Here is a 24,883-nt window from a genome sequence, read left to right as displayed (position 1 = left end):
GATGTTTCATGTGAAACATTGCGGTGCGCGCCTTGCCTGGCGGGCGATTCCTGTATTCGCTTCCGTGTTTGCTGCCGTTTCTATCGCCGATTTCCGACCCAACCGGATTCGATCGCATGGATCTTTCGATAGCGCTGATTCTCGCGCAGGACGGCATCACGACCGGCGCGATCTACGCGTTGCTCGCGCTGGCGCTGGTTCTGGTGTTTTCCGTGACGCGCGTGATCTTCATCCCGCAGGGCGAGTTCGTGGCTTTTGGCGCGCTGACGCTGGCTGCGTTGCAAACGCAGAAGGTGCCGGCGACCTGCTGGCTGCTCGTCGTGCTTGGCATCGCCTGCTTCGTGCTCGACGTGGCCGCGTTGATCCGGCATCGCGAACGCCGCCATGCGCTCGGCCGCACGTTGACGACGCTGGCCGGGCGTTGCGTGTTGATGCCGGTCGCCGTGTTTGCCGTGGCGCATGCAATGGCCGCAACGGCGTTGCCGATGCTGGCCCAGATCGCGTTGACGCTGGCGATCGTCGTGCCGATGGGGCCGTTCGTCTATCGGCTCGCCTATCAACCGATCGCGGAGGCGAGCACGCTGGTGCTGCTGATCGTGTCGGTTGCGGTGCATTTCGCGATGGTGGGGCTGGGCCTCGTGATGTTTGGCGCGGAAGGTTCGCGCACGGCGGCGTTCTCCGATGCGCAGCTCGCATTCGGCACGCAGACGATCTCGGTGCAGAGCGTGGTGGTGATCGTCACGGCGCTCGCGATGATCGCCGCGCTGGCCCTGTACTTCGGCCGCACGATCTCGGGCAAGGCGCTGCGCGCGACCTCGGTGAACCGGCTCGGCGCGCAGTTGGTCGGGATCGGCACGACCCAGGCCGGGCGGCTCGCGTTCACGTTGTCGTCGGCGCTCGGCGTGCTGTCCGGGATTCTGGTCGGGCCGCTGACGACGATCTATTACGACTCGGGCTTTCTGATCGGGCTCAAGGGCTTCGTTGGCGCGATCATCGGCGGGCTGGTCAGCTACCCGCTCGCGGCGGCCGGCGCGGTGCTGGTGGGCCTGCTCGAATCGTATTCGTCGTTCTGGGCCAGCGCGTACAAGGAGGTGATCGTGTTCACGTTGATCATTCCGGTGCTGCTCTGGCGCAGCCTGACGTCGCCGCAGGGCGAGGACGAGGAGGGCTGACGCGATGAAGACGCTGCATCGCCATCGCCTGTTCGTGGCGTTCGTGCTCGTGCTGTTCGCGTTGCCGGTGCTGCCCGGGGCGCTGCGGATTCCCGAGTTCTGGATCACGCTGCTGAACACCATCGGCCTCGATGCGATCGTCGCGATCGGCCTCGTGCTGCTGACCGGCATCGGCGGCATGACAAGCTTCGGGCAGGCCGCGTTCGTCGGCATCGGTGCGTATGCCACGGCCTATCTGAGCACCGCCTGCGGCCTCTCGCCGTGGCTCGGTTTGGCCGCCGGGGTGGTGTTGACGGCACTTATCGCACTGGTGCTCGGCGCCGTGACGATGCGGCTGTCGGGCCATTTCCTGCCGCTCGGCACGATCGCCTGGGGCCTCGCGCTGTTCTACCTGTTCGGCAACCTGGCGTGGCTCGGCAAGTACGACGGCATCAACGGCATTCCGGCGCTGCACGTGCCGGGCCTCACGTTCGACACCGGACGCAGCTTCTATTACCTGATCTGGCTCGTGGTGCTGGCGGCCGTGGTGTCGGTGCGCAATCTGCTGGACAGCCGGCCCGGCCGGGCGATCCGCGCGCTGCGCGGCGGTGCCGCGATGGCCGAGGCGATGGGCGTAAATACCGCCTGGATGCGCGTGACGATCTTCGTCTACGCGGCCGTGCTGGCGGCCGTGTCGGGTTTCCTCTACGCGCACTTGCAGCGCTCCGTGAATCCGACCCCGTTCGGGCTGAACCATGGCATCGAGTTCCTGTTCATGGCCGTGGTGGGCGGTGCCGCGCATGTCTGGGGCGCGTTGCTCGGCGCGGCCATCCTCACCGTGCTTCAGGACTGGCTGCAATCGCTGCTGCCCAGGCTGCTCGGCCAGGACGGCAACTTCGAGATCATCGTGTTCGGCGTGCTGATGGTGGTGCTGTTGCAGACGACGCGCGATGGCGCATGGCCGTTTCTCGTGCGGTGCTGGGCCGGTTGGTTGCCGTCGCGCGGCCAACGGGCGAGGGCGCTGGAATCGGCCGAACCGTTGCCGCGTCGCGCGCAGCCTGCGCTCGGCGAGCCGCTGCTCGAAGTGGAGCGGATACGCAAGACGTTCGGCGGCCTGGTCGCCGTCAACGACATCAGTTTCGAGGTCAAAGCGGGACAGATCGTCGGCCTGATCGGCCCGAACGGCGCGGGCAAATCCACGACGTTCAACCTGGTCACGGGCGTCTCGCGCGCGACAGGCGGCACGATTCGCTTCCGTGGTGAGCGGATCGATTCGATGGTTTCACGTGAAATCGTGCGGCGCGGGATCGGCCGCACCTTCCAGCATGTGAAGCTGCTGCCAAGCATGACGGTGCTGGAGAACGTCGCGATCGGCGCGCACCTGCGTGGCTCGGCCGGGGTCTGGCGCAGCATCGCGCGGCTCAACGCGCATGAGGAAGCACGCCTGCTGGCCGAGGCGGCTACGCAATTGCGGCGAGTCGGGCTCGGCGCGCAGATGGACGAGGAGGCGGGCAGCCTGGCGCTGGGGCAGCAGCGGATCGTCGAAATTGCTCGCGCGCTGTGCTGCGATCCGACGCTGCTGCTGCTCGACGAACCGGCCGCCGGGCTGCGTTACCAGGAGAAACAGCAGCTGGCCGAACTGCTGCGCCGGTTGCGCGACGAGGGCATCAGCGTGCTGCTGGTCGAGCACGACATGGATTTCGTGATGAATCTGGCCGATCGGCTCGTCGTCATGGAGTTCGGCACGCGCATCGCGGAAGGCGTGCCCGACGAAGTCCGGAGCGATCCTGCAGTGCTCGAAGCGTATCTCGGTGGAGTGGAATGATGGCGACCGCGATCCTCGAAGTCGACGGCCTCTCGGTGCGGTACGGCAAGGTCGAGGCGCTGCACGGCGCGTCGATTCGCGTCGCGGCGGGGCAGATCGTCAGCGTGATTGGCCCGAACGGGGCAGGGAAGTCGACGCTGCTGAACGCGATCATGGGCGCGTTGCCGGCCACCGGGCGGGCGAGCGGTGCGGTGCGTTATTGCGGCGAAGCGGTGGAGACATTGCCCGTCGAGCAGCGCGTCGCGCGCGGCATGTGTCTGGTGCCTGAAAAGCGCGAGCTGTTCGGCTCGATGACGGTTGAGGACAACCTCGTACTGGGCGCATATCGCCGCAAGCAGGCGGGCGAGGCGCGTTATCTCGATCAACTTGACCCCGTGTTCGCGCTGTTCCCGCGCCTGAAGGAGCGACGCAGGCAGGCGGCCGGCACGCTATCCGGCGGCGAACGGCAGATGCTTGCGCTGGGCCGCGCGCTGATGGGCAAGCCCGATCTGTTGATGCTCGACGAGCCGAGCCTTGGCTTGGCGCCGTTGATAATCAAGGAGATCTTCCACATCGTCAGCGCACTGCGCGGCACAGGCGTCGCCATTCTTCTGATCGAGCAAAACGCACGGGCGGCGCTGCAGATTTCCGATCACGGTTATGTGCTCGAAACCGGCGAATTCGTGCTCGACGGGCCGGCTTCCGACTTGGCGCAGAATCCCCGCGTCATCGACAGCTATCTCGGGTTGGCCCGAAAACCGGGCTGATCGGTGGCCGCCCTGTTGGAAAAATGCGGCGTGTTTCACGTGAAACACAGCGATTTTTGAGCCTCGTCCGTTCGGACGATATTCGGGCCAAAAGCGAACCCGCTATAATCCGCCCCATACTTCTCTCTAGGTTCGCGATCGTTCTGACGCGAAATCCGCAATGCTTTATCCCACTGAATTTGACGTGATCGTCGTTGGCGGCGGTCATGCCGGTACGGAAGCCGCTTTGGCGTCCGCGCGTATGGGCGTGAAAACGCTGCTGCTGACGCACAACATCGAGACGCTCGGACAGATGAGCTGCAACCCGTCGATTGGCGGGATCGGCAAGGGCCATCTGGTCAAGGAAGTCGATGCGCTGGGCGGTGCCATGGCCATCGCCACGGATGAATCCGGCATCCAGTTCCGAATCCTGAACTCCTCGAAAGGCCCGGCCGTGCGTGCCACGCGTGCACAGGCCGACCGTCTGCTCTACAAGCAGGCGATCCGCAGCCGCCTCGAAAACCAGCCGAACCTTTGGCTGTTCCAGCAAGCCGTTGACGATTTGATCGTCGAGGGCGAGCGCGTGGTGGGCGCCGTGACGCAGATCGGCATCCGCTTCCGCGCACGCGCCGTGGTGCTGACGGCGGGCACGTTCCTGGACGGCAAGATCCACGTCGGCCTGAACAACCACACCGGTGGGCGGGCAGGGGACCCGGCGGCGGTCACGCTGTCGTCGCGCCTCAAGGAATTGAAGCTGCCGCAAGGCCGCCTCAAGACCGGAACGCCGCCGCGTATCGACGGCCGCTCGATCGACTTCTCGAAGCTCGAAGAGCAACCCGGCGATCTCGATCCGGTGCCGGTGTTCTCGTTCCTCGGCCGCGCCGAGATGCATCCGCGCCAGATGCCATGCTGGGTCACGCATACCAATGAGCGCACGCACGACATCATCCGCAGCGGCCTCGACCGCTCGCCGATGTACACGGGCGTGATCGCCGGCGTCGGCCCGCGCTATTGCCCGTCGATCGAAGACAAGATCCACCGTTTCGCCTCGAAGGATTCGCACCAGATCTTCCTGGAACCGGAAGGGCTGACCACCAACGAGTTCTACCCGAACGGGATCTCCACCAGCCTGCCGTTCGACGTGCAGCTCGACCTCGTGCACTCCATGCGCGGGCTGGAGCACGCGCATATCCTGCGCCCCGGCTATGCGATCGAGTACGACTACTTCGATCCGCGCGGCCTGAAGGCGTCGCTGGAAACCAAGGTCATTGAAGGGCTGTTCTTTGCGGGCCAGATCAACGGCACGACCGGCTATGAGGAAGCGGCTGCGCAAGGTCTGCTGGCCGGCATCAATGCTGGCCGCTACGCACAGGACAAGGACGCGTGGTGCCCGCGTCGCGATCAGGCTTACCTTGGAGTGCTGGTCGACGATCTGGTCACGCAAGGTGTATCCGAGCCGTACCGGATGTTCACGAGCCGCGCCGAATACCGCCTGAGCCTGCGTGAAGACAACGCCGACATGCGCCTGACCGAAATGGGCCGCGAACTGGGTGTGATCGACGACGCGCGCTGGGATGCGTTCTGCCGCAAGCGCGATGCTGTTTCACGTGAAACAGAACGCCTGCGCAAGACCTGGGTGACACCGAAGACGTTGCCGGCCGATGAAGCGGAAGCGTTGCTCGGCAAGGCCATCGATCACGAATACAGCCTCGCCGAATTGCTGCGCCGCCCGGGTATCAGCTATGCCGGCGTGTGCGGGCTGCGCGGTGGTGAATGCGGACCGACCGAGGCCCTGGCCGACGATCCGGTGCTGCTCGCCCAGATCGAGGAGCAGATCGAGATCGGCATCAAGTACCAGGGCTATATCGAGCGTCAGGCCGGCGAGATCGAGCGCAACGGGGCGCATGAGAACACGCGCCTGCCGGAAGGCATCGATTACGCGGAAGTGCGCGGCCTGTCGTTCGAAGCGCGTCAGAAGCTGGAGCAGCATCGCCCCGAAACGGTTGGCCAGGCATCGCGGATCTCCGGCATTACGCCGGCTGCGATCTCGCTGTTGATGGTGCATCTGAAGCGCGGCCTCGGCCGTCGCGGTACGGCAGCCGGCTTGACGCCCGGTGAAGCAGGGGGCAACAACGTCCCGACGCAGCAATGACGGGGCGTAACCCGATGGCGGGGGGCTCCCGCGATACGCTTCATGCGCTGCTGACCGAAGGGCTTGCCTCACTCGATATCGCGCTCGACGAGGCACAGGTGACGAAGTTGCTCGACTATGTCGCACTGCTCGGCAAGTGGAACGCGGTCTACAACCTGACCGCGATTCGCGACCCGCGGCAGATGATGATTCAGCACATCCTCGATTCGCTGTCGATCGTGCCGCATCTGCGCGAGCTGAAGGCGAGGACGGCGCTCGACGTCGGTTCGGGCGGTGGCCTGCCCGGCATCGTGCTGGCCATCGTGTTCCCGCACTGGCAGGTCACGCTCAACGATATCGTCCACAAGAAGTCCGCATTCCAGACGCAGGCCAAGGCCGAGCTGAAGCTCGCGAACCTGTCGGTGGTCACCGGCCGCGTCGAGACGCTGCGCCCCGGCCATGAAGTGCCGGGCCAATTCGACGTGATCGTGTCCCGCGCGTTTGCCGATCTGTCGGATTTCGTCGTGCTCGCGCGGCACCTGGTGGCGCCGGGCGGAGCGATCTGGGCCATGAAGGGCGTCCAGCCGGACGATGAAATGGCTCGCCTCCCTGAAGGCGCGCAAGTCCGCCAGATTTTCCGGCTTGCGGTGCCGGCGCTCGATGCCGAGCGACATCTGATCGAAGTCGGCGTTGCCGAAGCACATTGAATGATGAAGGGTGCGCTACGCCGCATCCGATGTTTTGATTGAGGGACAAACCAACGATGGCAAAAATCTTCTGTGTGGCCAACCAGAAGGGTGGGGTCGGCAAGACGACCACGACGGTCAATCTCGCCGCGAGCCTCGCAGCCCAGCAACAGCGTGTCCTGCTGATCGACCTGGACCCGCAGGGCAATGCCACCATGGGTAGCGGTATCGACAAGGCGACGTGCGAATCGACCGTCTATGAAGTGCTCGTCGATGGTGTGTCGATCGAGCAGGCGCGCGTGCGCCCCGAGTCGCTCGACTACGACGTGCTGCCGGCCAACCGTGAGCTGGCCGGTGCGGAAATCGAGCTGGTCGGCGTCGAGAACCGCGAACGTCAACTGAAGGCCGCGATCGAGAAGATCGAGGATCAATACGATTTCGTGCTGATCGATTGTCCGCCGGCGTTGTCGCTGTTGACGCTGAACGGCCTGTGCGCGGCGCACGGCGTGGTGATCCCGATGCAGTGCGAATACTTCGCGCTCGAAGGCCTGTCCGATCTGGTCAACACCATCAAGCAGATCCACGCGAACCTGAATCGCGAGCTGAAGGTGATCGGTCTGCTGCGCGTGATGTTCGACCCGCGCATCACGTTGCAGCAGCAGGTGTCGGACCAGTTGAAGGCGCACTTCGGCGACAAGGTGTTCGATACGGTGATCCCGCGCAACGTGCGCCTCGCCGAGGCGCCCAGCTACGGGCTGCCGGGCGTGGTGTTCGATCGCGCATCGCGTGGCGCGCAGGCGTATCTGCAATTCGGCGCCGAGATGATCGAACGAGTGCAGGCGCTTTGACGCGTCGTTCCAGCGGACTATCGAACGAGGGAAAGTCGATGAATGCGGTAGCAAAGAAGAAAGGTCTGGGACGCGGGCTCGAAGCCTTGCTCGGCGGCAGCGCCGACATCACCGAAGCCGTGAAGATCGAGGGGGCGCCCAATACGCTTCCGCTCGACAAATTGCAGGCCGGCAAATACCAGCCGCGCACGCGGATGGACGAGGGCGCGCTGCAGGAGCTGGCGTCGAGCATTCGCGCGCAGGGCGTGATGCAGCCGATCCTGGTGCGTCCGGTCGGCGTCGACCGCTTCGAGATCATCGCGGGCGAGCGGCGTTTCCGCGCCTCGCGTCTGGCCGGCCTGAAGGAAGTGCCGGTACTGATCAAGGATGTGAGCGACCAGGCCGCGGCGGCCATGGCGTTGATCGAGAACATTCAGCGCGAGGATCTGAATCCGCTCGAAGAGGCGCATGGCATCCAGCGTCTGCTCGACGAATTCGACTTCACGCACGAGCAGGCCGCCGAATCGGTGGGCCGCTCGCGCAGTGCCGTGTCGAACCTGCTGCGCCTGCTGAACCTGGCCACGCCGGTGCAGACCATGCTGCTCGCCGGCGACCTCGACATGGGCCATGCGCGCGCGTTGCTGGCCGTCGATGCCGCCACGCAGATCACGCTGGCGCATCAGGTCGTCAACCGCCGCCTGTCGGTGCGCGAAACCGAGAAACTCGTTGCGCACACCACCAAGGAAGCGCCGACGCTGAAGGCCAAGTCGAAGGAAGATGGCGGCCGCGATACGCGCCGGCTCGAGGAGGAGCTGTCCGACATGCTCGCCTCGAACGTCAAGATCAAGCTGGGCCGCCGTGGCCGCGGGCAATTGACGATCGACTTCGGTGATCTCGACGCGCTCGAAGGCATCCTGTTGCGCCTGCGCGGCAATATCGCCGCCTGAGGTGCCGATGAATCAGGTGAGCGGGGCGGCCCCGCGCAAATGGCTCGCGTTCGTCGCGAGCGAGCCGGTGCTGTCCATCCTCGTCGTCGCGCTGGTGATCCTGCAGATCGCGCGGCCGCAGCCGCTGGCTGCGCTCGCTGGCCTGGTCGACTGGCAGACGGTCGCGACGCTCGCCGGCCTGTTGATGGTGACCAAGGCGCTCGAACTGTCGGGCTTCCTGATGTGGCTCGCGCATCGGATCGTGCATCGCGTGCGCACCGAGCGTTCGCTCGCGATCCTGCTGATCGTGTTCGCCGCCGTGCTCGCCACTTGGCTGACCAACGACGTGGCGCTATTCGTCGCCGTGCCGCTGGTGGTGTCGCTGCAGCGGCTCACACCGCTGCCGATCAAGCGCCTCGTGATCTGCCTGGCGATCGCCGTGAACGCCGGCTCGATCGCGACGCCGCTCGGCAACCCGCAGAACCTGTTTCTCTGGCAGCGCAGTGGTGCGTCATTTGGTCGCTTCGTGATCGAGTTGGCACCGCTCGCGTTGATTACGATGGCCATGCTGCTGGTGCTGGCCGCGTGCCTGTTCCGCGCCAAACCGCTCGATTTTTCGGGCGACAGCGAGCCGAATCCGGTGCGCCGGCCGCTCGCGCTGACGGCCGCGGTGCTGTTCGCGGCGTTCGTGGTGGCGGCCGATTTGCACTTCGCGGTGCCCGGCGTGATCGCGGTGGCGCTGGTGCTGGCCGCGACCCGGCGCGACGCCGTGCTGCGGATCGACTGGCTGCTGCTGCTGATTTTCGTGCTGATGTTCGTGGTGCTGCGCGGCGCGGCGGCGCTGCCGGCCGTGCACGGCGCGGTCGCGCAACTCGGGCTCGATGCCCCGCTGCGCCTTTATACAGCGGGCGCCGTGCTGTCGCAGGGCATCAGCAACGTGCCGGCCGCGATCCTGCTTTCGGAGTTCGGCGGCAACTGGCGCGCGCTCGCGTTCGGCGTCAGCGTGGGGGGGTTTGGCTTTGCGATCGGCTCGCTCGCCAACCTGATCGCGGTGCGGCTCGCGAAAACGCCCGGCATCTGGGGGCCGTTTCATCTGGTCTGCGTGCCGTTCGGCTTGATCGCGTACGCGCTTGGCGCGTTGTGGCTGCATCTCGTCTGAGATAAGCCGCGGTCGATCCGGGCGGCCGACATTGCGCGGAAAGCCGGCTGCGGGCTTTTTCTTTCAACTGTTATCAGACGTCAGAAAATGACGCGATTTTCCGTGCGTCGCATGTCGTTTTCATCGTGTTTTTGTCGCGTCCAAAACCTTGAATCGCGTGCGGCTATCGCTTACAATCGCCGGGATTTGTTAGCACGGTAGCCCTGAAAGCTTGTGGAAAGCTGAAGGCTTACGGCGATTTTGCGGAAGATGGCGATGGCGAGTCAGGCGCCGAACAACAGGCACGACGAACATCCCCACGCGCAGCATGTCGCTGCCGGGCAGCAGCACGGCGTCCCACGGGCAGACGAGTGGGATGTCGAGCAGCAAGATAACACTATCGTTCCGCTCACACGGGCCGAGGCGCAAGCGCTGTTCGGTCCGGATGTGAGTCGGCCATCGCGTGTCACCCCGTTTCGGGTGGTGATCGCGCAAATGGTCTTGTCCCTGGTTGCAACGCTGGCGTGGTGGCTGTTTTCAAAGTCGCCGGGTGCTGCTGCGCAATCGGCATTGCTGGGCGGAGCGATTGGCTGGGTACCGAGTGCGGTGTTCGCAGCGAGACTGCGGTTCGGCGGCGCGAACACGGTGATGGGCTGGATGTTCGGCGAGGCGCTGAAGCTGGGGTTGACGATCGCGATGTTCACCGCGGTGGCGGTCCGGTTTCCGGACGTGCACTGGGTGCCGCTTCTCGTCACCTACCTCGTTGCGCTGAAGACATACTGGCTCGCGCTCGCCTGGCGGTAAGGCATTTTGCGGCAAACCGGAACACACGTTGCGATGCAGCATAAGCAAGTATCGCAGGTCTGACCGGAAGTTGCGCTCTCGTGTTCCCGCAATAAATCTTTGCGGTAATACGTAAAACAACGATTTTCGACAATTTGGGTGCATTAACGACTATGGCAGCTAGCGAAGGCACGCACGCTCTGGATCCGTCCGAGTACATTGCGCACCACTTGCAGAACTTCTCCACCGCGCATCAGACGTCGATCGTCGATTTCCACGTATGGAATCTCGACACGCTGTTCTGGTCGATCGTGTGTGGCCTCGTGACCATCCTCGTGTTGCGTCTCGCAGCACGCAAGGCAACGCCGGGCGTACCGGGCCGTTTCCAGTGCCTGATCGAAATGGTCGTCGAAATGGTCGAAGACCAATCGAAGGCCGTGGTTCGCGGCAACCGCACGTTCATCGCGCCGCTCGCGCTGACGGTGTTCGTCTGGGTGCTGCTGATGAACTCCCTCGACTTCCTGCCGGTCGACCTGCCGGGCCGCGTGATCAACTTGCTCGGCTTGTCCGGCGTGATCTCCTATCACCGCATCGTCCCGACCGCGGACCTGAACGGCACCCTCGGCATCGCGCTGGGCGTGTTCGTCCTGATGATCTACTACAGCATCAAGATCAAGGGCGTCGGCGGTTTTGCCCACGAGCTGGTGTCGGCACCGTTCGGCGCGCATTGGGCGCTGTGGATCCCCAACCTCGCGTTGAACATCGTCGAATACATCGCCAAGACCGTTTCGCTCGGCATGCGGCTGTTCGGCAACATGTACGCAGGTGAGCTGGTGTTCCTGCTGATCGCGCTGCTGGGCAGTATCTGGAGCTTCGGCGGCGATGCAACGGTTCTTGGTTTCGTCGGCCATGTGATCGCGGGCAGCGTCTGGGCAATCTTCCACATCCTGATTGTTCTGTTGCAGGCATTCATCTTCATGATGCTGACGCTGGTGTATCTCGGCCAGGCGCACGAAACGCACTGAGTGCGTGACGGGCAGGCAGTTTCGTTTTTCGGTTTTTTAAATCTCTAGTTCCAAGTCTTTTCAAATAGGAGTGATCATGCAAGCTTTCATCGCCAACATTCAGGGTCTGACCGCAATCGGTATCGGCATCATCATCGGCCTGGGTGCCGTCGGCGCCTGTATCGGTATCGGCCTGATGGGCGGCAAGTACATCGAAGCCTGCGCACGTCAGCCGGAACTGATCAACCCGCTGCAAACGAAGATGTTCCTGCTGGCCGGCCTGATCGACGCTGCATTCCTGATCGGTGTTGGTGTGGCAATGCTGTTCGCATTCGCGAACCCGCTCCTGTCGAAGCTCGCAGGCTAAGGTTCACCGGAAATTTTGCGCTTGCACATAGCGGGCGCAGGGCGGAACGGAGATCCCGGGCGCTGATCGGATGCAACTCGATGAGCGCCTCACCGTTTCATTTTCCCGGATAGCAGACTAAGGAAACACCGTGAATCTCAACGCAACCCTGTTTGCGCAAATGGTCGTGTTCCTGATCCTCGCGTGGTTCACGATGAAGTTCGTGTGGCCGCCGCTGATCAACGCACTCGACGAACGCGCGAAGAAGATCGCCGACGGCCTGGCCGCCGCGGAAAAGGGCAAGGCGGAACTCGAAGCGGCACACAAGGCCGCGGACCAGGAACTCGCGCAGGCTCGCACCGACGGCCAGCAGCGAATCGCCGACGCTGAAAAGCGCGCGCTCGCCGTTGCCGAAGAAATCAAGACGAATGCGCAGGCGGAAGCCGCTCGCATCGTTGCCCAGGCGAAAGCCGATGCCGCACAGCAAATCGTGAAGGCTCGTGAACTGCTGCGCGCGGATGTCGCGACGCTGGCGGTCAAGGGCGCCGAACAGATCCTGAAGCGCGAAGTCGATCAGGCGGCCCACGCCGAACTGCTGACTCAACTGAAAGCCGAGCTCTGATCATGGCCGAATTTGCAACCATTGCCCGCCCTTACGCAGAAGCGCTGTTTCGCGTGGCCGAGGCTGGTGACGTCGCCGCCTGGTCCACGCTCGCAGGAGAGCTGGCCCAGGTTGCGCAACTGCCCGAAGTGCTGTCTGTCGCGTCGAACCCGAAGGTCGGGCGCGCACAGGTCGCCGAACTGCTGCTCGCCGCGGTGAAGTCGCCGCTCGCCGGCAGTGCGGAAGCGAAGAACTTCGTGCGGATGCTGGTCGACAATCATCGCATCGTGCTGCTGCCTGAAATCGCGGAGCAATTCGACGCACTGAAGAACGCGCGTGACGGCGCGGCGGACGTGACCATCGTCAGCGCGTTCCCGCTCGAAGGCGCGCAGCTCGCCGAGCTGGTCGCAAGCCTCGAACGGAAGTTCGGTCGCACGCTGAAAGCCACGGTTGAAATCGACGCGTCGCTGATCGGCGGTGTGCGCGTGACGGTGGGTGACGAAGTGCTCGATACCTCGGTCCGCGCGCGGCTCGCGAGCATGCAAGCCGCATTGACCGCTTGAGCGCCGCAGCCGGCACGCAACAGAATTGAACATCAGGAGCGAATATGCAACTCAATCCCTCTGAGATCAGCGAGCTGATCAAGAGCCGGATCCAGGGCCTGGAAGCGAACGTCGACGTTCGCAATCAAGGCACCGTGATCTCCGTGACGGACGGCATCGTGCGCATCCACGGCCTGTCGGACGTGATGCAAGGCGAAATGCTCGAATTTCCGGGCAACACGTTCGGCCTCGCGCTGAACCTCGAGCGCGACTCGGTCGGCGCCGTGATTCTGGGTGACTACGGCCACATCAGCGAAGGCAACATCGTCAAGACGACGGGGCGCATCCTGGAAGTGCCGGTCGGTCCGGAACTCATCGGCCGCGTGGTCGATGCGCTCGGCAACCCGATCGACGGCAAGGGCCCCGTCAACGCCAAGGCGACCGACGCGATCGAAAAGATCGCCCCGGGCGTGATCTGGCGTCACGGCGTGTCGCAGCCGGTGCAAACCGGCATCAAGTCGATCGACGCGATGGTGCCGATCGGCCGCGGCCAGCGTGAGCTGATCATCGGCGACCGCCAGACGGGCAAGACCGCCGTCGCGATCGACACGATCATCAACCAGAAGGGCAAGGATCTCGTCTGTATCTACGTCGCGATCGGCCAGAAGGCCTCGTCGATCATGAACGTGGTGCGCAAGCTCGAAGAAACGGGCGCGATGGAGTACACGATCGTCGTGTCGGCATCGGCTTCGGATTCGGCTGCCATGCAGTACCTCGCACCGTACGCCGGTTGCACGATGGGCGAATACTTCCGCGATCGCGGTCAAGACGCCCTGATCATCTATGACGATCTGACCAAGCAAGCCTGGGCCTATCGCCAGATCTCGCTGCTGCTGCGCCGCCCGCCGGGCCGCGAAGCGTACCCTGGCGACGTGTTCTATCTCCACTCGCGTCTGCTCGAGCGTGCGGCTCGCGTCTCGGAAGAGTACGTCGAGAAGTTCACGAACGGCGAAGTGAAGGGCAAGACGGGTTCGCTGACGGCGCTGCCGATCATCGAAACGCAGGCAGGCGACGTCACGGCATTCGTGCCGACCAACGTGATCTCGATCACGGACGGCCAGATCTTCCTGGAAACCGACCTCTTCAACGCAGGCATCCGTCCGGCAATCAACGCCGGTATCTCGGTGTCGCGAGTCGGTGGCGCTGCGCAAACGAACGTCGTGAAGAAGCTGTCGGGCGGTATCCGTACCGACCTCGCACAGTATCGTGAGCTGGCTGCGTTCGCGCAGTTCGCCTCGGACCTCGACGCCGCCACGCGCAAGCAGCTCGAACGCGGCCGCCGCGTGACGGAACTGCTCAAGCAGCCGCAATACCAGCCGCTGCAGGTCTGGGAACTGTCCGTCGCGCTGTTCTCGGCAAACAACGGCTACCTCGACGACGTCGAAGTGAAGGACGTGCTTGCCTTCGAAAAGGGCCTGCGCGAATACCTGAAGGCCAGCCACGCCGACCTGATCAAGCGTATCGAAGACAACAAGGCTTTGTCGAAGGAAGATGACGGCGCGCTGCACGAAGCGCTGAAGTCCTTCAAGAAGTCGGGTGCCTATTGATCCGCGAGGGACACCTCGAAGCGGTGCGACGCGCGTAAGCGCTGACGCCCCGCTTCGGTCAAGGAGCAAGCAATGGCTGGAATGAAGGAAATTCGCGGCAAGATCAAGAGCGTGCAAAACACGCGCAAGATCACCAAGGCGATGGAAATGGTCGCGGCATCCAAGATGCGCCGCGCGCAGGAACGCATGCGCGCTGCCCGTCCGTACGCCGACAAGGTCCGCGCGATTGCTGCGCACATGAGCCGCGCGAACCCGGAATACCGCCACCCGTTCATGGTGGCGAACGAAGATGCCAAGACGGCCGGTGTGATCCTCGTCACGACCGACAAGGGTCTGTGCGGTGGCCTGAACACGAACGTGCTGCGCGCGACGGTCAGCAAGCTGAAGGAACTCGAGAAGCAAGGCCAGAAGTTCGAAGCCACGGCCATCGGCAGCAAGGGCCTCGGCTTCCTGAACCGCTTCGGCGGCAAGGTGGTCTCGCAGGTCGTCCATCTGGGCGACACGCCGCACCTCGACGCGCTGATCGGCGCGGTGAAGGTGCAGCTCGATGCGTACTCGGAAGGCAAGCTGTCGGCCGTGTACATCGCCTACACGCGCTTCATCAACACGATGAAGCAGGAGTCGGTGATCGAGCAGCTGCTGCCGCTGGCGGCCGAGCACTTCGAGAACGGCGAAGACGGCACGCCTTCGACCTCGTGGGATTACATCTACGAGCCGGATGCGCAGGCCGTGGTGGACGAGTTGCTGGTGCGTTACGTCGAGGCGCTCGTGTATCAGGCCGTGGCGGAAAACATGGCGTCCGAGCAATCGGCGCGAATGGTCGCGATGAAGGCTGCGTCCGACAATGCGAAGACCGTGATCAGCGAGCTTCAGCTGTCGTACAACAAGAGCCGTCAGGCAGCGATCACGAAGGAACTGTCTGAGATCGTCGGCGGTGCCGCCGCTGTTTAAGCGAGTCAGCGACTGTCGCCTCGAAACTGCGCCCTTGCGCGAGTAAAGAATCAGGTATTGAAAGGAAAAGCGATGAGTACTACTGCTTTGGTAGAAGGCAAGATCGTACAGTGCATCGGCGCCGTTATCGACGTGGAATTCCCGCGCGACCGCATGCCGAAGATCTACGACGCACTCATTCTGGAAGGTTCGGAACTGACGCTCGAAGTCCAGCAACAGCTGGGTGACGGCATCGTTCGTACCATCTGTCTGGGCGCATCCGACGGCCTGCGCCGCGGCGTGCTGGTGAAGAACACCGGCCTGCCGATCTCGGTGCCGGTCGGCAAGCCGACCCTCGGCCGCATCATGGACGTCCTCGGCCGTCCGATCGATGAAGCCGGCCCGATCGTGAGCGAAAAGACGCGCTCGATCCACCAGAAGGCACCGGCGTTCGACGAACTGTCGCCGTCGACCGAACTGCTCGAAACCGGCATCAAGGTCATCGACCTGGTGTGCCCGTTCGCAAAGGGCGGCAAGGTGGGCCTGTTCGGTGGTGCCGGCGTGGGCAAGACCGTCAACATGATGGAGCTCATCAACAACATCGCGAAGGAACACGGCGGTTACTCCGTGTTCGCGGGCGTGGGCGAGCGTACCCGTGAAGGGAACGACTTCTACCACGAAATGAAGGACTCCAACGTTCTCGACAAGGTCGCGCTGGTCTACGGCCAGATGAACGAGCCGCCGGGCAACCGTCTGCGCGTCGCGCTGACCGGCCTGACGATGGCCGAGCACTTCCGTGACGAAGGCCTCGACGTGCTGTTCTTCGTCGACAACATCTACCGTTTCACGCTGGCCGGTACCGAAGTGTCGGCACTGCTCGGCCGTATGCCGTCGGCCGTGGGCTATCAGCCGACGCTGGCAGAAGAAATGGGCAAGCTGCAGGAACGCATCACGTCGACCAAGACGGGTTCGATCACGTCCGTTCAGGCCGTGTACGTCCCTGCGGACGACTTGACCGACCCGTCGCCGGCCACCACCTTCGGCCACTTGGACGCTACCGTCGTGCTGTCGCGTGACATCGCCTCGCTGGGTATCTACCCGGCAGTCGATCCGCTCGACTCGACCTCGCGCCAGATCGACCCGAACGTGATCGGCGAAGAGCACTACACGATCACGCGTCGCGTTCAGATGACGCTGCAGCGCTACAAGGAACTGCGCGACATCATCGCGATTCTGGGCATGGACGAACTGTCGCCGGACGACAAGCAAACGGTCGCCCGCGCACGGAAGATCCAGCGTTTCCTGTCGCAGCCGTTCCACGTCGCCGAAGTGTTCACGGGTGCGCCGGGCAAGTACGTGCCGCTGAAGGAAACGATCCGCGGTTTCAAGATGATCGTCGACGGCGAGTGCGACCACCTGCCGGAACAGGCGTTCTACATGGTCGGCACGATCGACGAAGCCTTCGAAAAGGCCAAGAAGATCCAGTAAGGGTTCGATGAGCTGCGGCGGCGCAAGCCTGCCGCGGTTCGTTTTACCTGCCGAGCATGGGATGGAGGCCGGCGCGCCAGCGCCGGTTTTCATCGACAGGAGTCCATATGGCAACCATCAAAGTAGACGTCGTCAGCGCGGAAGAGCAGATCTTCTCGGGCCAGGCGAAGTTCGTCGCGCTGCCGGGCGAATCGGGTGAGCTGGGCATTCTGCCGGGCCACACGCCGCTCATCACCCGGATTCGTCCGGGTGCGGTGCGCATCGAATCGGAAAGCGGCGCGGACGAGTTCGTGTTCGTCGCCGGCGGCATCCTCGAGGTGCAGCCGGGTGCCGTGACCGTGCTCGCCGACACCGCGATCCGCGGCAAGGATCTCGACAGCGCGAAGGCGGAAGAAGCCAAGCGCCGTGCAGAGGAAACGCTGCAGAACGCGAAGTCGGACATCGACCTCGCCAAGGCCCAGTCGGAACTCGCGACGGCCATGGCGCAGCTCGAAGCGATCCAGCGTCTCGCGAAGATCCGCAGCAAGAACTGACACGCCGGCGCCTTGCGCGCAGGCAGGAAGAAGCAGCCTTCGGGCTGCTTTTTTCGTCTGGCGTTCGCGCATCGCCGCCGATGGCCAGGCGCGCTAACCCCGATGTCAGCCGACTGTCAGGCAGGGCAGAATGGTTCGATCAAGGCTTGGTCGGAGACAGCGATGGCGGCGAATCAAGGCGATCGGGGCGGTGATGGCGCGGCAGGCGACGTAAACAACGCAGGCAGCCTGAACGGCGGCGATCGTCCGGATGAGGCAGGCGAGGGCGGCAAGGCCCGTGAAAACGGCATCGCCCCACGCGACGGCCTGTCCCACGTCCGTGGCGCAACCACGCCCGCGTTGAGCCACGCCACCGTCGGCCGCTTCCTGGCCGACACCATCGCGCGCTTTCCCGACCGTCCGGCCGTGGTGTTCCGCGAGCAGGGCGTGCGCTGGAGCTGGCGCGAATTCGGCGACGAGGTCGATGCGCTGGCCGCCGCGCTGATCGAGCTGGGCATCGCGCCGGGCGAGCGCGTCGGCATCTGGGCGCCGAACCGCGTCGAATGGCTGCTGACGCAATTCGCCACGGCCCGCATCGGCGCGATCCTCGTCAACATCAATCCGGCCTACCGGCTCGCCGAACTCGATTACGCGCTGAACCAGGTCGGCTGCAAATTGCTGATCGCGGCCGAATCGTTCAAGACCTCGCACTACACGCTGATGCTGCGCACGCTCGCCCCCGAGCTCGACACGCACGCGCCTGGCATGCTGCGCGCCGAACGCGTGCCGGCGCTGCGCACGGTGGTGTCGATGAGCGAGGCGGCGCCGGCCGGCATGCTGCGCTTCGCGGATCTGATCGCGCACGGCCGCACCTTGCGCGAGCATGCCGGGCTCGACGTGCTGGGCGCGGGTTTCGCCGATACCGATCCGATCAACATCCAGTTCACCAGCGGCACCACCGGCAGCCCGAAGGGCGCAACGCTGACGCACCGGAACATCGTCAACAACGCCCGCTCGATCGCCGGCGTGATGCGGCTGACCGAGCAGGACGCACTCTGCATCCCGGTGCCGCTCTATCACTGTTTCGGCATGGTGCTGGCGGTGCTGGCCTGCGTGTCGGTGGGCGCGAAGATGGTGTTCCCCGGCGCGGCGTTCGATCCGCTCGCCACGCTCGACGCCGTGCAGGCGGAACGCTGCACCGCGCTGCACGGCGTGCCGACCATGTTCATCGCCGAGCTGGATCACCCCGAATTCGGTCGCTTCGACCTGCGCTCGTTGCGCACCGGCATCATGGCCGGCTCGCCGTGCCCGATCGAGACGATGAAGCGCGTGGTGGCCGAGATGCACATGGCCGAGGTCACGATCGCCTACGGCATGACGGAAACCAGCCCCGTGTCGTTCCAGAGCACCACCACCGATTCGCTCGAGAAGCGCACCACCACGGTCGGCCGGGTCCAGCCGCATCTGGAGGCGAAGATCGTCGATGCGAGCGGGGCCATCGTGCCGGTCGGCGAAACGGGGGAGCTGTGCACGCGCGGCTATTCGGTGATGGCCGGCTACTGGGGCGACGAGGCACGCACGCGCGAGGTGATCGTGGATGGCTGGATGCACACGGGCGACCTCGCGACGCTCGACGCGGCGGGCTTCTGCAACATCGTCGGACGGCTCAAGGACATGCTGATTCGCGGCGGCGAGAACATCTACCCGCGCGAGATCGAGGAATTCCTGTTCCGTCATCCGAAAGTGCAGAGCGCACAGGTGTTCGGCGTGCCGGACGCGAAATACGGCGAGGCAGTGTGCGCGTGGATCGTGCTGCGCGCCGGCGCGACGATGGACGAAGCGGAACTGCGTGCCTATTGCGACGGCCAGATCGCGCACTACAAGGTGCCGCGCTATGTGCGCTTCGTGGACGCCTTGCCGATGACCGTGACGGGGAAGGTGCAGAAGTTCGTGATGCGCGAAGCGATGATCGACGAACTGGGGCTGACGCAGCAGAAAACGGCGTGACAATCTGTACGTGCGTTTTCTATGGACGAAAAAAGCGGGCTCATAAGCCCGCTAAAAACCACACGCTACGGGGTTAGCGCGAGGAGACCAAAGGTGGAAGCAATCGGCAGGTGCCGATCACGATTCCAACAAGGATGCCCCTAAGAAGGGATTCGGTATGAAACCGACGATCTATTCATTGTGCTTTGTATCCGCTCACACGCTGCACAAGAAGGACCACATCCGTGTTGAAACCGTGAGAACCATTGTGGGCGAATTAGAGGGCCTGCGCGGTAACAAAGTGTATCCGGTTGTAACGCCCGCCAGATAAGGCGATACGGGATTTTTTACTCCGCCAAATGGCTAAAAGCAGGGTCATTTTTACCGCCTTTTCCACTGATCTTTTTGCATAATTATTTTGTTTTTTCCATCAGGTTCCGAATAGTCGTTCCCGCACTGAACAAATTTGTAATTTGATGGGTAAGGATAATCCCTCGTTTTTCGATGGGAAACAATCCTGCCGATCGGCCAATGCGTCGCCGTGGTGCGCAATCGCGCGGGCCGGGGCGGACACCTTGCCGTGCGGTGGCCGGGCGGGGCCGGTGCTGGCGAACGCTGCAAGGCAGCGGCAAATCTTGCCGTCGAGGCGAGGCAGTCGGGCCGAGCCGTTGCGAGGTGACTGCCGCTCCCGTCGTTACTTTCCCCGTGGGTCGTAAGGAACCGAAACAGAGCGCGGCGGCGGCTCGCGCGCTTACTTCAGCCAAGTGTCCGTCGCGGCCTGGAATTCGCCGGTTTCGTGGGCGAGGTGCAACCATTGGTCGACGTACTGCTGAAACACCACGTCGCCGCGCGGCACCATGTACGCCTTCTCGCCGAACTGGAACGGCTGGTCCGGGTGCACCGAGCACAGGCCGGGGTTGAGCTTTTGCTGGAGCAGCGTTTCGGAGGCGTCAGTCACCATCACGTCGGCGTGGCCGTCGAGGATCTGGCGGAAGATCGTCACGTTGTCGGGATAGACGGTCAATTGGGCGTGCGTCAGGTATTGGCGCGCGAAGCGCTCGTTGGTGCCGCCGGGGTTCACGATCACGCGCGTCGACGGCCGGTCGATCTGCTCGACGCGCTGGAAGCGCGCGGCGTCGGCGCAGCGCACGATCGGCGTCTTGCCGTCCTTGACGGTGGGCTGGGTGAAAAAGGCGCGGCGCTGGCGGTCGAGCGTGGTGGAGATGCCGCCCACCGCGATGTCGCAGTGCGCGACGAAATCGTCGGTCAGCGTGCGCCAGCTCGTCTTGACGAACGTGGCCTTCACGCCGAGCGAGCGCGCAAGCGATTCGGCCAGATCGATATCGATGCCTTCGAAGCGGCCGTCGGGGCGGTAATACGTATAGGGCCGATAGTCGCCCGTGGTGCAAACCCGCAGCGTGCCGCGCGCGAGCACGGCGTCGAGCCGTGAGGCCGGGGCCGGGGCGGCAACAACCGGAGCCGTCGCGTCGGGGGCGGCGTCCGTCGCCGCATGGGCCACGCCGCCGGCGAGCGTGGCGCATGCGGCCAGCGCCAAGGCGGCCAGACGCGTTGAAGCGGGAACGGAAGCAAGGCGGCGCGGGCGCGCACGGCGGGCGGCAATCATCGATCTGTCTCCGGAATCGGCGAGGGGCGGCGTGCGGTGCGAGCCGCGCGCGCCGGGTGTCGTATGGGGCACGATGATAACGGCGTGCCGCCTCGGGCGGGCGGCTCCGGTAGAATGCCCGTTTGCCCCCGCTTGGTCGCTCATACCGTGGCTCATAACCTGCTCAACGATACCTTCCTGCGCGCGCTGCGGCGCCAGCCGACCGACTACACGCCGATCTGGCTGATGCGCCAGGCCGGCCGTTACCTGCCCGAGTACAACGCCACGCGCGCGCGTGCCGGCAGCTTCCTCGGCCTCGCGAAGAACCCGGAATACGCGACCGAGGTGACGCTGCAGCCGCTCGAGCGCTTTCCGCTCGACGCCGCGATCCTGTTCTCCGACATCCTGACGATCCCCGACGCGATGGGCCTCGGCCTCGAATTCCTGGCCGGCGAAGGGCCGAAATTCGCGCACCCGGTGCGCACCGAGGCCGATGTCGCCAAGCTCGCCGTGCCCGACATCGGCGCGACGCTGGGCTACGTGACCGACGCCGTGCGCGAGATCCGCCGCGCGCTGACCGATGCGCAGGGCCGTCAGCGCGTGCCGCTGATCGGCTTCTCGGGCAGCCCGTGGACGCTCGCCTGCTACATGGTGGAAGGCGGCGGTTCGGATGATTTCCGCACCGTGAAGTCGATGGCCTATGCGCGGCCCGACCTGATGAAGCAGATCCTCGACGTCAACGTCGACGCGGTGGCCGCCTACCTGAACGCGCAGATCGAAGCGGGCGCGCAGGCCGTGATGATCTTCGACACCTGGGGCGGCGCGCTGGCCGACGGCGCTTACCAGCGCCTGTCGCTCGACCCGATCCGCCGCGTGGTGGCCAAGCTCAAGCGCAGCCACGACGGTGAACAGATCCCGGTGATCACCTTCACCAAGGGCGGCGGCCTGTGGCTCGAAGAGATCGCGGCCACCGGCGTGGATGCGGTCGGCCTCGACTGGACGGTCAATCTCGGCCGCGCACGCGAGCGCGTGAACGGCGCGGTGGCGCTGCAAGGCAACCTCGATCCGACCATCCTGTTCGCGCCGCCGGCAACGATCCGCATGGAAGCCCGCGCGGTGCTCGACAGCTACGGCAACCATCCGGGCCACATCTTCAATCTGGGCCACGGCATTTCGCAATTCACGCCGCCCGAAAGCGTCGCGGAACTGGTGGACGAAGTGCATCGCCATAGCCGCACGCTGCGCGCCGGCTCGCTCGGCTGAACGCCGGGAAGGCACCGGCAGACCCTGCCGGTACCGCTTCAATCAGGGTTCGATCAGCCGCTTGCGATGCTGCGTCGCAGCGCGCGGCGGCCGTGGCCGACAGCGTAATCGGGGCGCAGGTGCCCGCCAAGCGGCACTTTCCGGCTTGTCAAGACTTGACTTATGCACATTTTGCTCGTTGCGGCGCGGTAGAGCGCCTCGTCCACAAAATGCCCATGCTATTGCGTTGAAAATCGGATAGCAGCCTTGCTGGGCAAGGCTCCGCGACAGGCGGTCCGATGTCTCGAAAAGCAGCGTCCGGCACGCGGGGAAGCCAGTTTGGGACAGTCAAGATCGAGTTCTCAACAAAGTTATCCACAGGGCGAGTCGGCTTCCGCTGATTCCTAATCAGAATCCGAAACTTAGCGCCGAAAGTGATGTTTTACTTTAACTTCGCTCCGCCGGCCGTGAGCCGGCCGTCGATCGCGCCGCCAGGCACGCCGGGCGGCCGATGAGCGGCGATCTCTACGTGCGCGTTGCGCTCGACCATCCGCTGCAGACGCTGTTCGACTACCGCTATCGCGGCGCGGTGCCGCCGCAGGTCGGCATGTTGGTGCAGGTGCCGTTCGGAAAGCGGCTGGCGGTGGGGCTTGTGTGCGAAGTCACCACTCACTCTGAGGTGCCCGCGAACCGCCTGCGCGAGGTGGTCGAGCTGTGCTCGGAACTGCCGCCGCTGGGCGACGCGTGGCTCGATCTGGTCGCGTTCGCGGCCGATTACTACCAGCGCGGGCGCGGCGAGGTTGCGCTGCCGGCGCTGCCGCAGGCGCTGCGCGATGCCTCGCGCTGGGGCCGCCTGCTCGCTCCCGAAATCCGTTACCGCCTGCTGCCGGCCGGCCGCGAGGCGCTGCCCGACGCCCTGCCCGCGCGCGCCGCCGCGCTGCGCCGGCTCGCGCAGGCGCTGCTCGACGAAGCCTCGCTGACGCTGCCCGAGCTGCGCGCGCTGCATCCGAAGGCGCAGGCCACGCTCGACGCCTGGTGCGAATCGGGCTGGGCCGCCTGCGATGAAATTTCGGTGGCCGACGCCGGTGGACAAGCAGTGGATAACCGGGTGTCCGCGCCTGTGCCCCCGGCGCTGAACCCCGAGCAGACCGACGCGCTTGATGCGATTCGCGCCGCGCGCGGCTTCGCGCCGTTCCTGCTGCATGGCGTGACCGGCAGCGGCAAGACCGAGGTGTACCTGCATGCGCTCGCCGCGCTGCTCGACCAGCGGCCGGGCGCGCAGGCGCTGGTGATGGTCCCTGAAATCAATCTGACGCCGCAGTTCGAGGCGGCGTTTCGCGCGCGCTTCGCGGCCGTGCTGCCGCCAGACGCAATCGTCACGCTGCACAGCGGGCTGGCCGAGGGCGAGCGTGCGCGCCACTGGCTCGCCGCCCACACCGGCCGCGCGCGCATCGTGCTCGGCACGCGGCTCGCGGTGCTGGCCTCGCTGCCCGCGCTTGCGATGATCGTGGTGGACGAGGAACACGAGCCGGCCTACAAGCAGCAGGAAGGCCTGCGCTATTCGGCGCGCGACCTTGCCGTCTGGCGCGCCAAACGGCTCGATATTCCGGTGGTGCTCGGCTCGGCCACGCCGTCGCTGGAAAGCTGGTGGCAGGCCGAACAGGGGCGCTACACGCGGCTCACGCTGTCGCGCCGCGCGGTGGCCGACGCCGTGCTGCCCACCGTCAAGCTGATCGATCTCGAAGAGGAACGGCGGCGCGGGCGCGCCTCGATCGGCGGGCTGTCCGGGCCGCTGGTCGCGGCGCTCAAGGGCCGCCTCGAACGCGGCGAGCAGAGCCTGATCTTCCTGAACCGCCGCGGCTACGCGCCCGCATTGGCCTGCGACGCCTGCGGCTGGGTGGCCGGCTGCCCGCGCTGCAGCGCCTACGTGGTGCTGCACAAGCCCGAACGCGCGCTGCGCTGCCACCATTGCGGATGGGAATCGCGCATTCCGCATGCATGCCCCGAGTGCGGCAACGTCGACGTCGCGCCGCTCGGCCGTGGCACGCAGCGCATCGAGGAGACGCTGACCGAGGCGGTGCCCGGTGCGCGAATCCTGCGCATCGATGCCGACAGCACGCGCCGCAAGGGCAGCGCCCAGGCGCTGTTCTCCGAGGTGCACGCGGGCGAGATCGATATCCTGGTCGGCACGCAGATGATCGCGAAGGGCCACGATTTCCGGCGCGTCTCGCTGGTCGGCGTGCTCAATGCCGATACGGCGCTGTTCTCGGCCGACTTCCGCGCCACCGAGCGGATGTTCGCGCAACTGATGCAGGTCAGCGGCCGAGCCGGCCGCGCCGGGTTGCCCGGCGAGGTGCTGATCCAGTCGCGCTACCCGCGCCACGCGCTCTATCACGCGCTGTCGCGCCACGATTACGTGGGCTTCGCGAGCGCCACGCTGGCCGAGCGCCGCGACGCGCACCTGCCGCCGTTCGTCTATCAGGCGTTGCTGCGTGCCGAGGGCCGTACCATCGACGCCGCGCTGGCGTTCCTGCAGGCCGCCGCCGCCGAATTGGCGACGCTGCCGGGCGCCGAGCGCGTGACGGCCTACGACGCGGTGCCGATGACGATCGTCAAGGTGTTCAACGTGCACCGTGCGCAACTGCTGGTCGAAAGCGCCTCGCGCGCGGTGTTGCAACATGTGCTGGCGGCGTGGCAACCGCGCTTGCGTGAATTGAAGGGCGTGTTGCGATGGAGTGTCGAGGTCGACCCGCTCGACATCTGACCGAACTGCGCCGCCGAACCGAAATCGTGGCGTGTCGGTGCGACGGCGCACTCGATTCGGCACACC

The 24,883-nt window shown here is 65.0% G+C and carries 21 protein-coding genes; 20 read left to right on the top strand and 1 reads right to left on the bottom strand.

Going from position 1 to position 24,883, the window contains the following annotated elements:
• Window positions 1-116: 116 nt before the first annotated feature.
• The 18 genes from AB4851_RS16020 (at window position 117) to AB4851_RS15935 (ending at window position 19,229) form a co-directional block, all read left to right on the top strand.
• Window positions 117-1,172, top strand: coding sequence for a branched-chain amino acid ABC transporter permease (locus AB4851_RS16020; protein ID WP_414450624.1), 1,056 nt, complete (start codon window positions 117-119; stop codon window positions 1,170-1,172).
• Window positions 1,173-1,176: 4 nt separating this feature from the next.
• Window positions 1,177-2,976: an ABC transporter permease subunit gene (locus AB4851_RS16015; protein ID WP_414450623.1), complete on the top strand. Its 1,800-nt coding sequence runs from the start codon at window positions 1,177-1,179 to the stop codon at window positions 2,974-2,976.
• Window positions 2,973-3,722 carry an ABC transporter ATP-binding protein gene (locus tag AB4851_RS16010; RefSeq protein ID WP_414450622.1) on the top strand — a complete coding sequence of 250 codons (750 nt, stop codon included), beginning with the start codon at window positions 2,973-2,975 and terminating at the stop codon, window positions 3,720-3,722. Before AB4851_RS16015 ends, AB4851_RS16010 begins: the two co-directional genes overlap by 4 nt.
• 160 nt (window positions 3,723-3,882) lie before the next feature.
• Window positions 3,883-5,853 (top strand): tRNA uridine-5-carboxymethylaminomethyl(34) synthesis enzyme MnmG, encoded by a 1,971-nt coding sequence (mnmG, locus tag AB4851_RS16005; RefSeq protein ID WP_414450621.1) that lies wholly within the window; start codon window positions 3,883-3,885, stop codon window positions 5,851-5,853.
• Window positions 5,850-6,539, top strand: coding sequence for a 16S rRNA (guanine(527)-N(7))-methyltransferase RsmG (gene rsmG, locus AB4851_RS16000; protein ID WP_414450620.1), 690 nt, complete (start codon window positions 5,850-5,852; stop codon window positions 6,537-6,539). Before mnmG ends, rsmG begins: the two co-directional genes overlap by 4 nt.
• A 56-nt stretch (window positions 6,540-6,595) precedes the next feature.
• Window positions 6,596-7,366, top strand: a complete 771-nt coding sequence (locus AB4851_RS15995) for a ParA family protein (protein WP_414443528.1) — start codon at window positions 6,596-6,598, stop codon at window positions 7,364-7,366.
• Window positions 7,367-7,404: 38 nt separating this feature from the next.
• Complete coding sequence (locus tag AB4851_RS15990; protein ID WP_414443529.1) at window positions 7,405-8,292, top strand: ParB/RepB/Spo0J family partition protein; 888 nt, start codon at window positions 7,405-7,407, stop codon at window positions 8,290-8,292.
• Between the two features lie 7 nt (window positions 8,293-8,299).
• Complete coding sequence (locus tag AB4851_RS15985) at window positions 8,300-9,430, top strand: SLC13 family permease (RefSeq protein ID WP_414450619.1); 1,131 nt, start codon at window positions 8,300-8,302, stop codon at window positions 9,428-9,430.
• 255 nt (window positions 9,431-9,685) lie between these two features.
• The gene (locus tag AB4851_RS15980; protein WP_414443531.1) at window positions 9,686-10,213 is read left to right on the top strand and encodes an ATP synthase subunit I; all 528 of its coding nucleotides are present in this window, start codon (window positions 9,686-9,688) and stop codon (window positions 10,211-10,213) included.
• 152 nt (window positions 10,214-10,365) lie between these two features.
• Window positions 10,366-11,217: a F0F1 ATP synthase subunit A gene (gene atpB / locus AB4851_RS15975; RefSeq protein WP_414443532.1), complete on the top strand. Its 852-nt coding sequence runs from the start codon at window positions 10,366-10,368 to the stop codon at window positions 11,215-11,217.
• Window positions 11,218-11,293: 76 nt separating this feature from the next.
• Window positions 11,294-11,563, top strand: coding sequence for a F0F1 ATP synthase subunit C (gene atpE, locus AB4851_RS15970; protein WP_013696170.1), 270 nt, complete (start codon window positions 11,294-11,296; stop codon window positions 11,561-11,563).
• 130 nt (window positions 11,564-11,693) lie between these two features.
• On the top strand, window positions 11,694-12,164 hold the full coding sequence (locus AB4851_RS15965) for a F0F1 ATP synthase subunit B (RefSeq protein WP_414443533.1): 471 nt from the start codon (window positions 11,694-11,696) through the stop codon (window positions 12,162-12,164).
• A 2-nt stretch (window positions 12,165-12,166) separates the two neighbouring features.
• Window positions 12,167-12,706, top strand: a complete 540-nt coding sequence (locus AB4851_RS15960) for a F0F1 ATP synthase subunit delta (RefSeq protein ID WP_414443534.1) — start codon at window positions 12,167-12,169, stop codon at window positions 12,704-12,706.
• A gap of 44 nt (window positions 12,707-12,750) precedes the next feature.
• Window positions 12,751-14,292: a F0F1 ATP synthase subunit alpha gene (gene atpA, locus AB4851_RS15955; protein ID WP_414443535.1), complete on the top strand. Its 1,542-nt coding sequence runs from the start codon at window positions 12,751-12,753 to the stop codon at window positions 14,290-14,292.
• A gap of 72 nt (window positions 14,293-14,364) precedes the next feature.
• Complete coding sequence (gene atpG, locus AB4851_RS15950; RefSeq protein WP_414450618.1) at window positions 14,365-15,243, top strand: F0F1 ATP synthase subunit gamma; 879 nt, start codon at window positions 14,365-14,367, stop codon at window positions 15,241-15,243.
• A gap of 72 nt (window positions 15,244-15,315) precedes the next feature.
• On the top strand, window positions 15,316-16,710 hold the full coding sequence (gene atpD / locus AB4851_RS15945; RefSeq protein ID WP_414450617.1) for a F0F1 ATP synthase subunit beta: 1,395 nt from the start codon (window positions 15,316-15,318) through the stop codon (window positions 16,708-16,710).
• Window positions 16,711-16,817: 107 nt separating this feature from the next.
• Window positions 16,818-17,243, top strand: a complete 426-nt coding sequence (locus AB4851_RS15940) for a F0F1 ATP synthase subunit epsilon (protein ID WP_206125680.1) — start codon at window positions 16,818-16,820, stop codon at window positions 17,241-17,243.
• Between the two features lie 162 nt (window positions 17,244-17,405).
• Entirely contained in the window at window positions 17,406-19,229 is a 1,824-nt protein-coding gene (locus tag AB4851_RS15935; RefSeq protein WP_414450616.1) for an AMP-binding protein, read from the top strand.
• 730 nt (window positions 19,230-19,959) lie between these two features.
• Here the strand turns inward: AB4851_RS15935 and AB4851_RS15930 are convergent.
• Entirely contained in the window at window positions 19,960-20,832 is an 873-nt protein-coding gene (locus AB4851_RS15930) for a transporter substrate-binding domain-containing protein (protein ID WP_414450615.1), read from the bottom strand.
• Between the two features lie 147 nt (window positions 20,833-20,979).
• On the opposite strand from AB4851_RS15930, the gene hemE reads away from it, so the two are divergent.
• Together hemE and AB4851_RS15920 are read left to right on the top strand one after the other, a co-directional pair.
• A complete protein-coding gene (gene hemE / locus AB4851_RS15925) occupies window positions 20,980-22,074 on the top strand; it encodes a uroporphyrinogen decarboxylase (RefSeq protein WP_414450614.1) in 1,095 nt (364 codons plus the stop codon).
• Window positions 22,075-22,564: 490 nt separating this feature from the next.
• On the top strand, window positions 22,565-24,817 hold the full coding sequence (locus AB4851_RS15920; RefSeq protein ID WP_414450613.1) for a primosomal protein N': 2,253 nt from the start codon (window positions 22,565-22,567) through the stop codon (window positions 24,815-24,817).
• The last annotated feature ends 66 nt before the right edge of the window (window positions 24,818-24,883 follow it).

Origin of the sequence: Burkholderia sp. 22PA0099 (assembly GCF_047497165.1) — a bacterium.
Lineage (GTDB): Bacteria > Pseudomonadota > Gammaproteobacteria > Burkholderiales > Burkholderiaceae > Burkholderia.
Note: the sequence above shows the minus strand (reverse complement) of the source record. Positions and strands in the feature narration are given on the sequence as shown.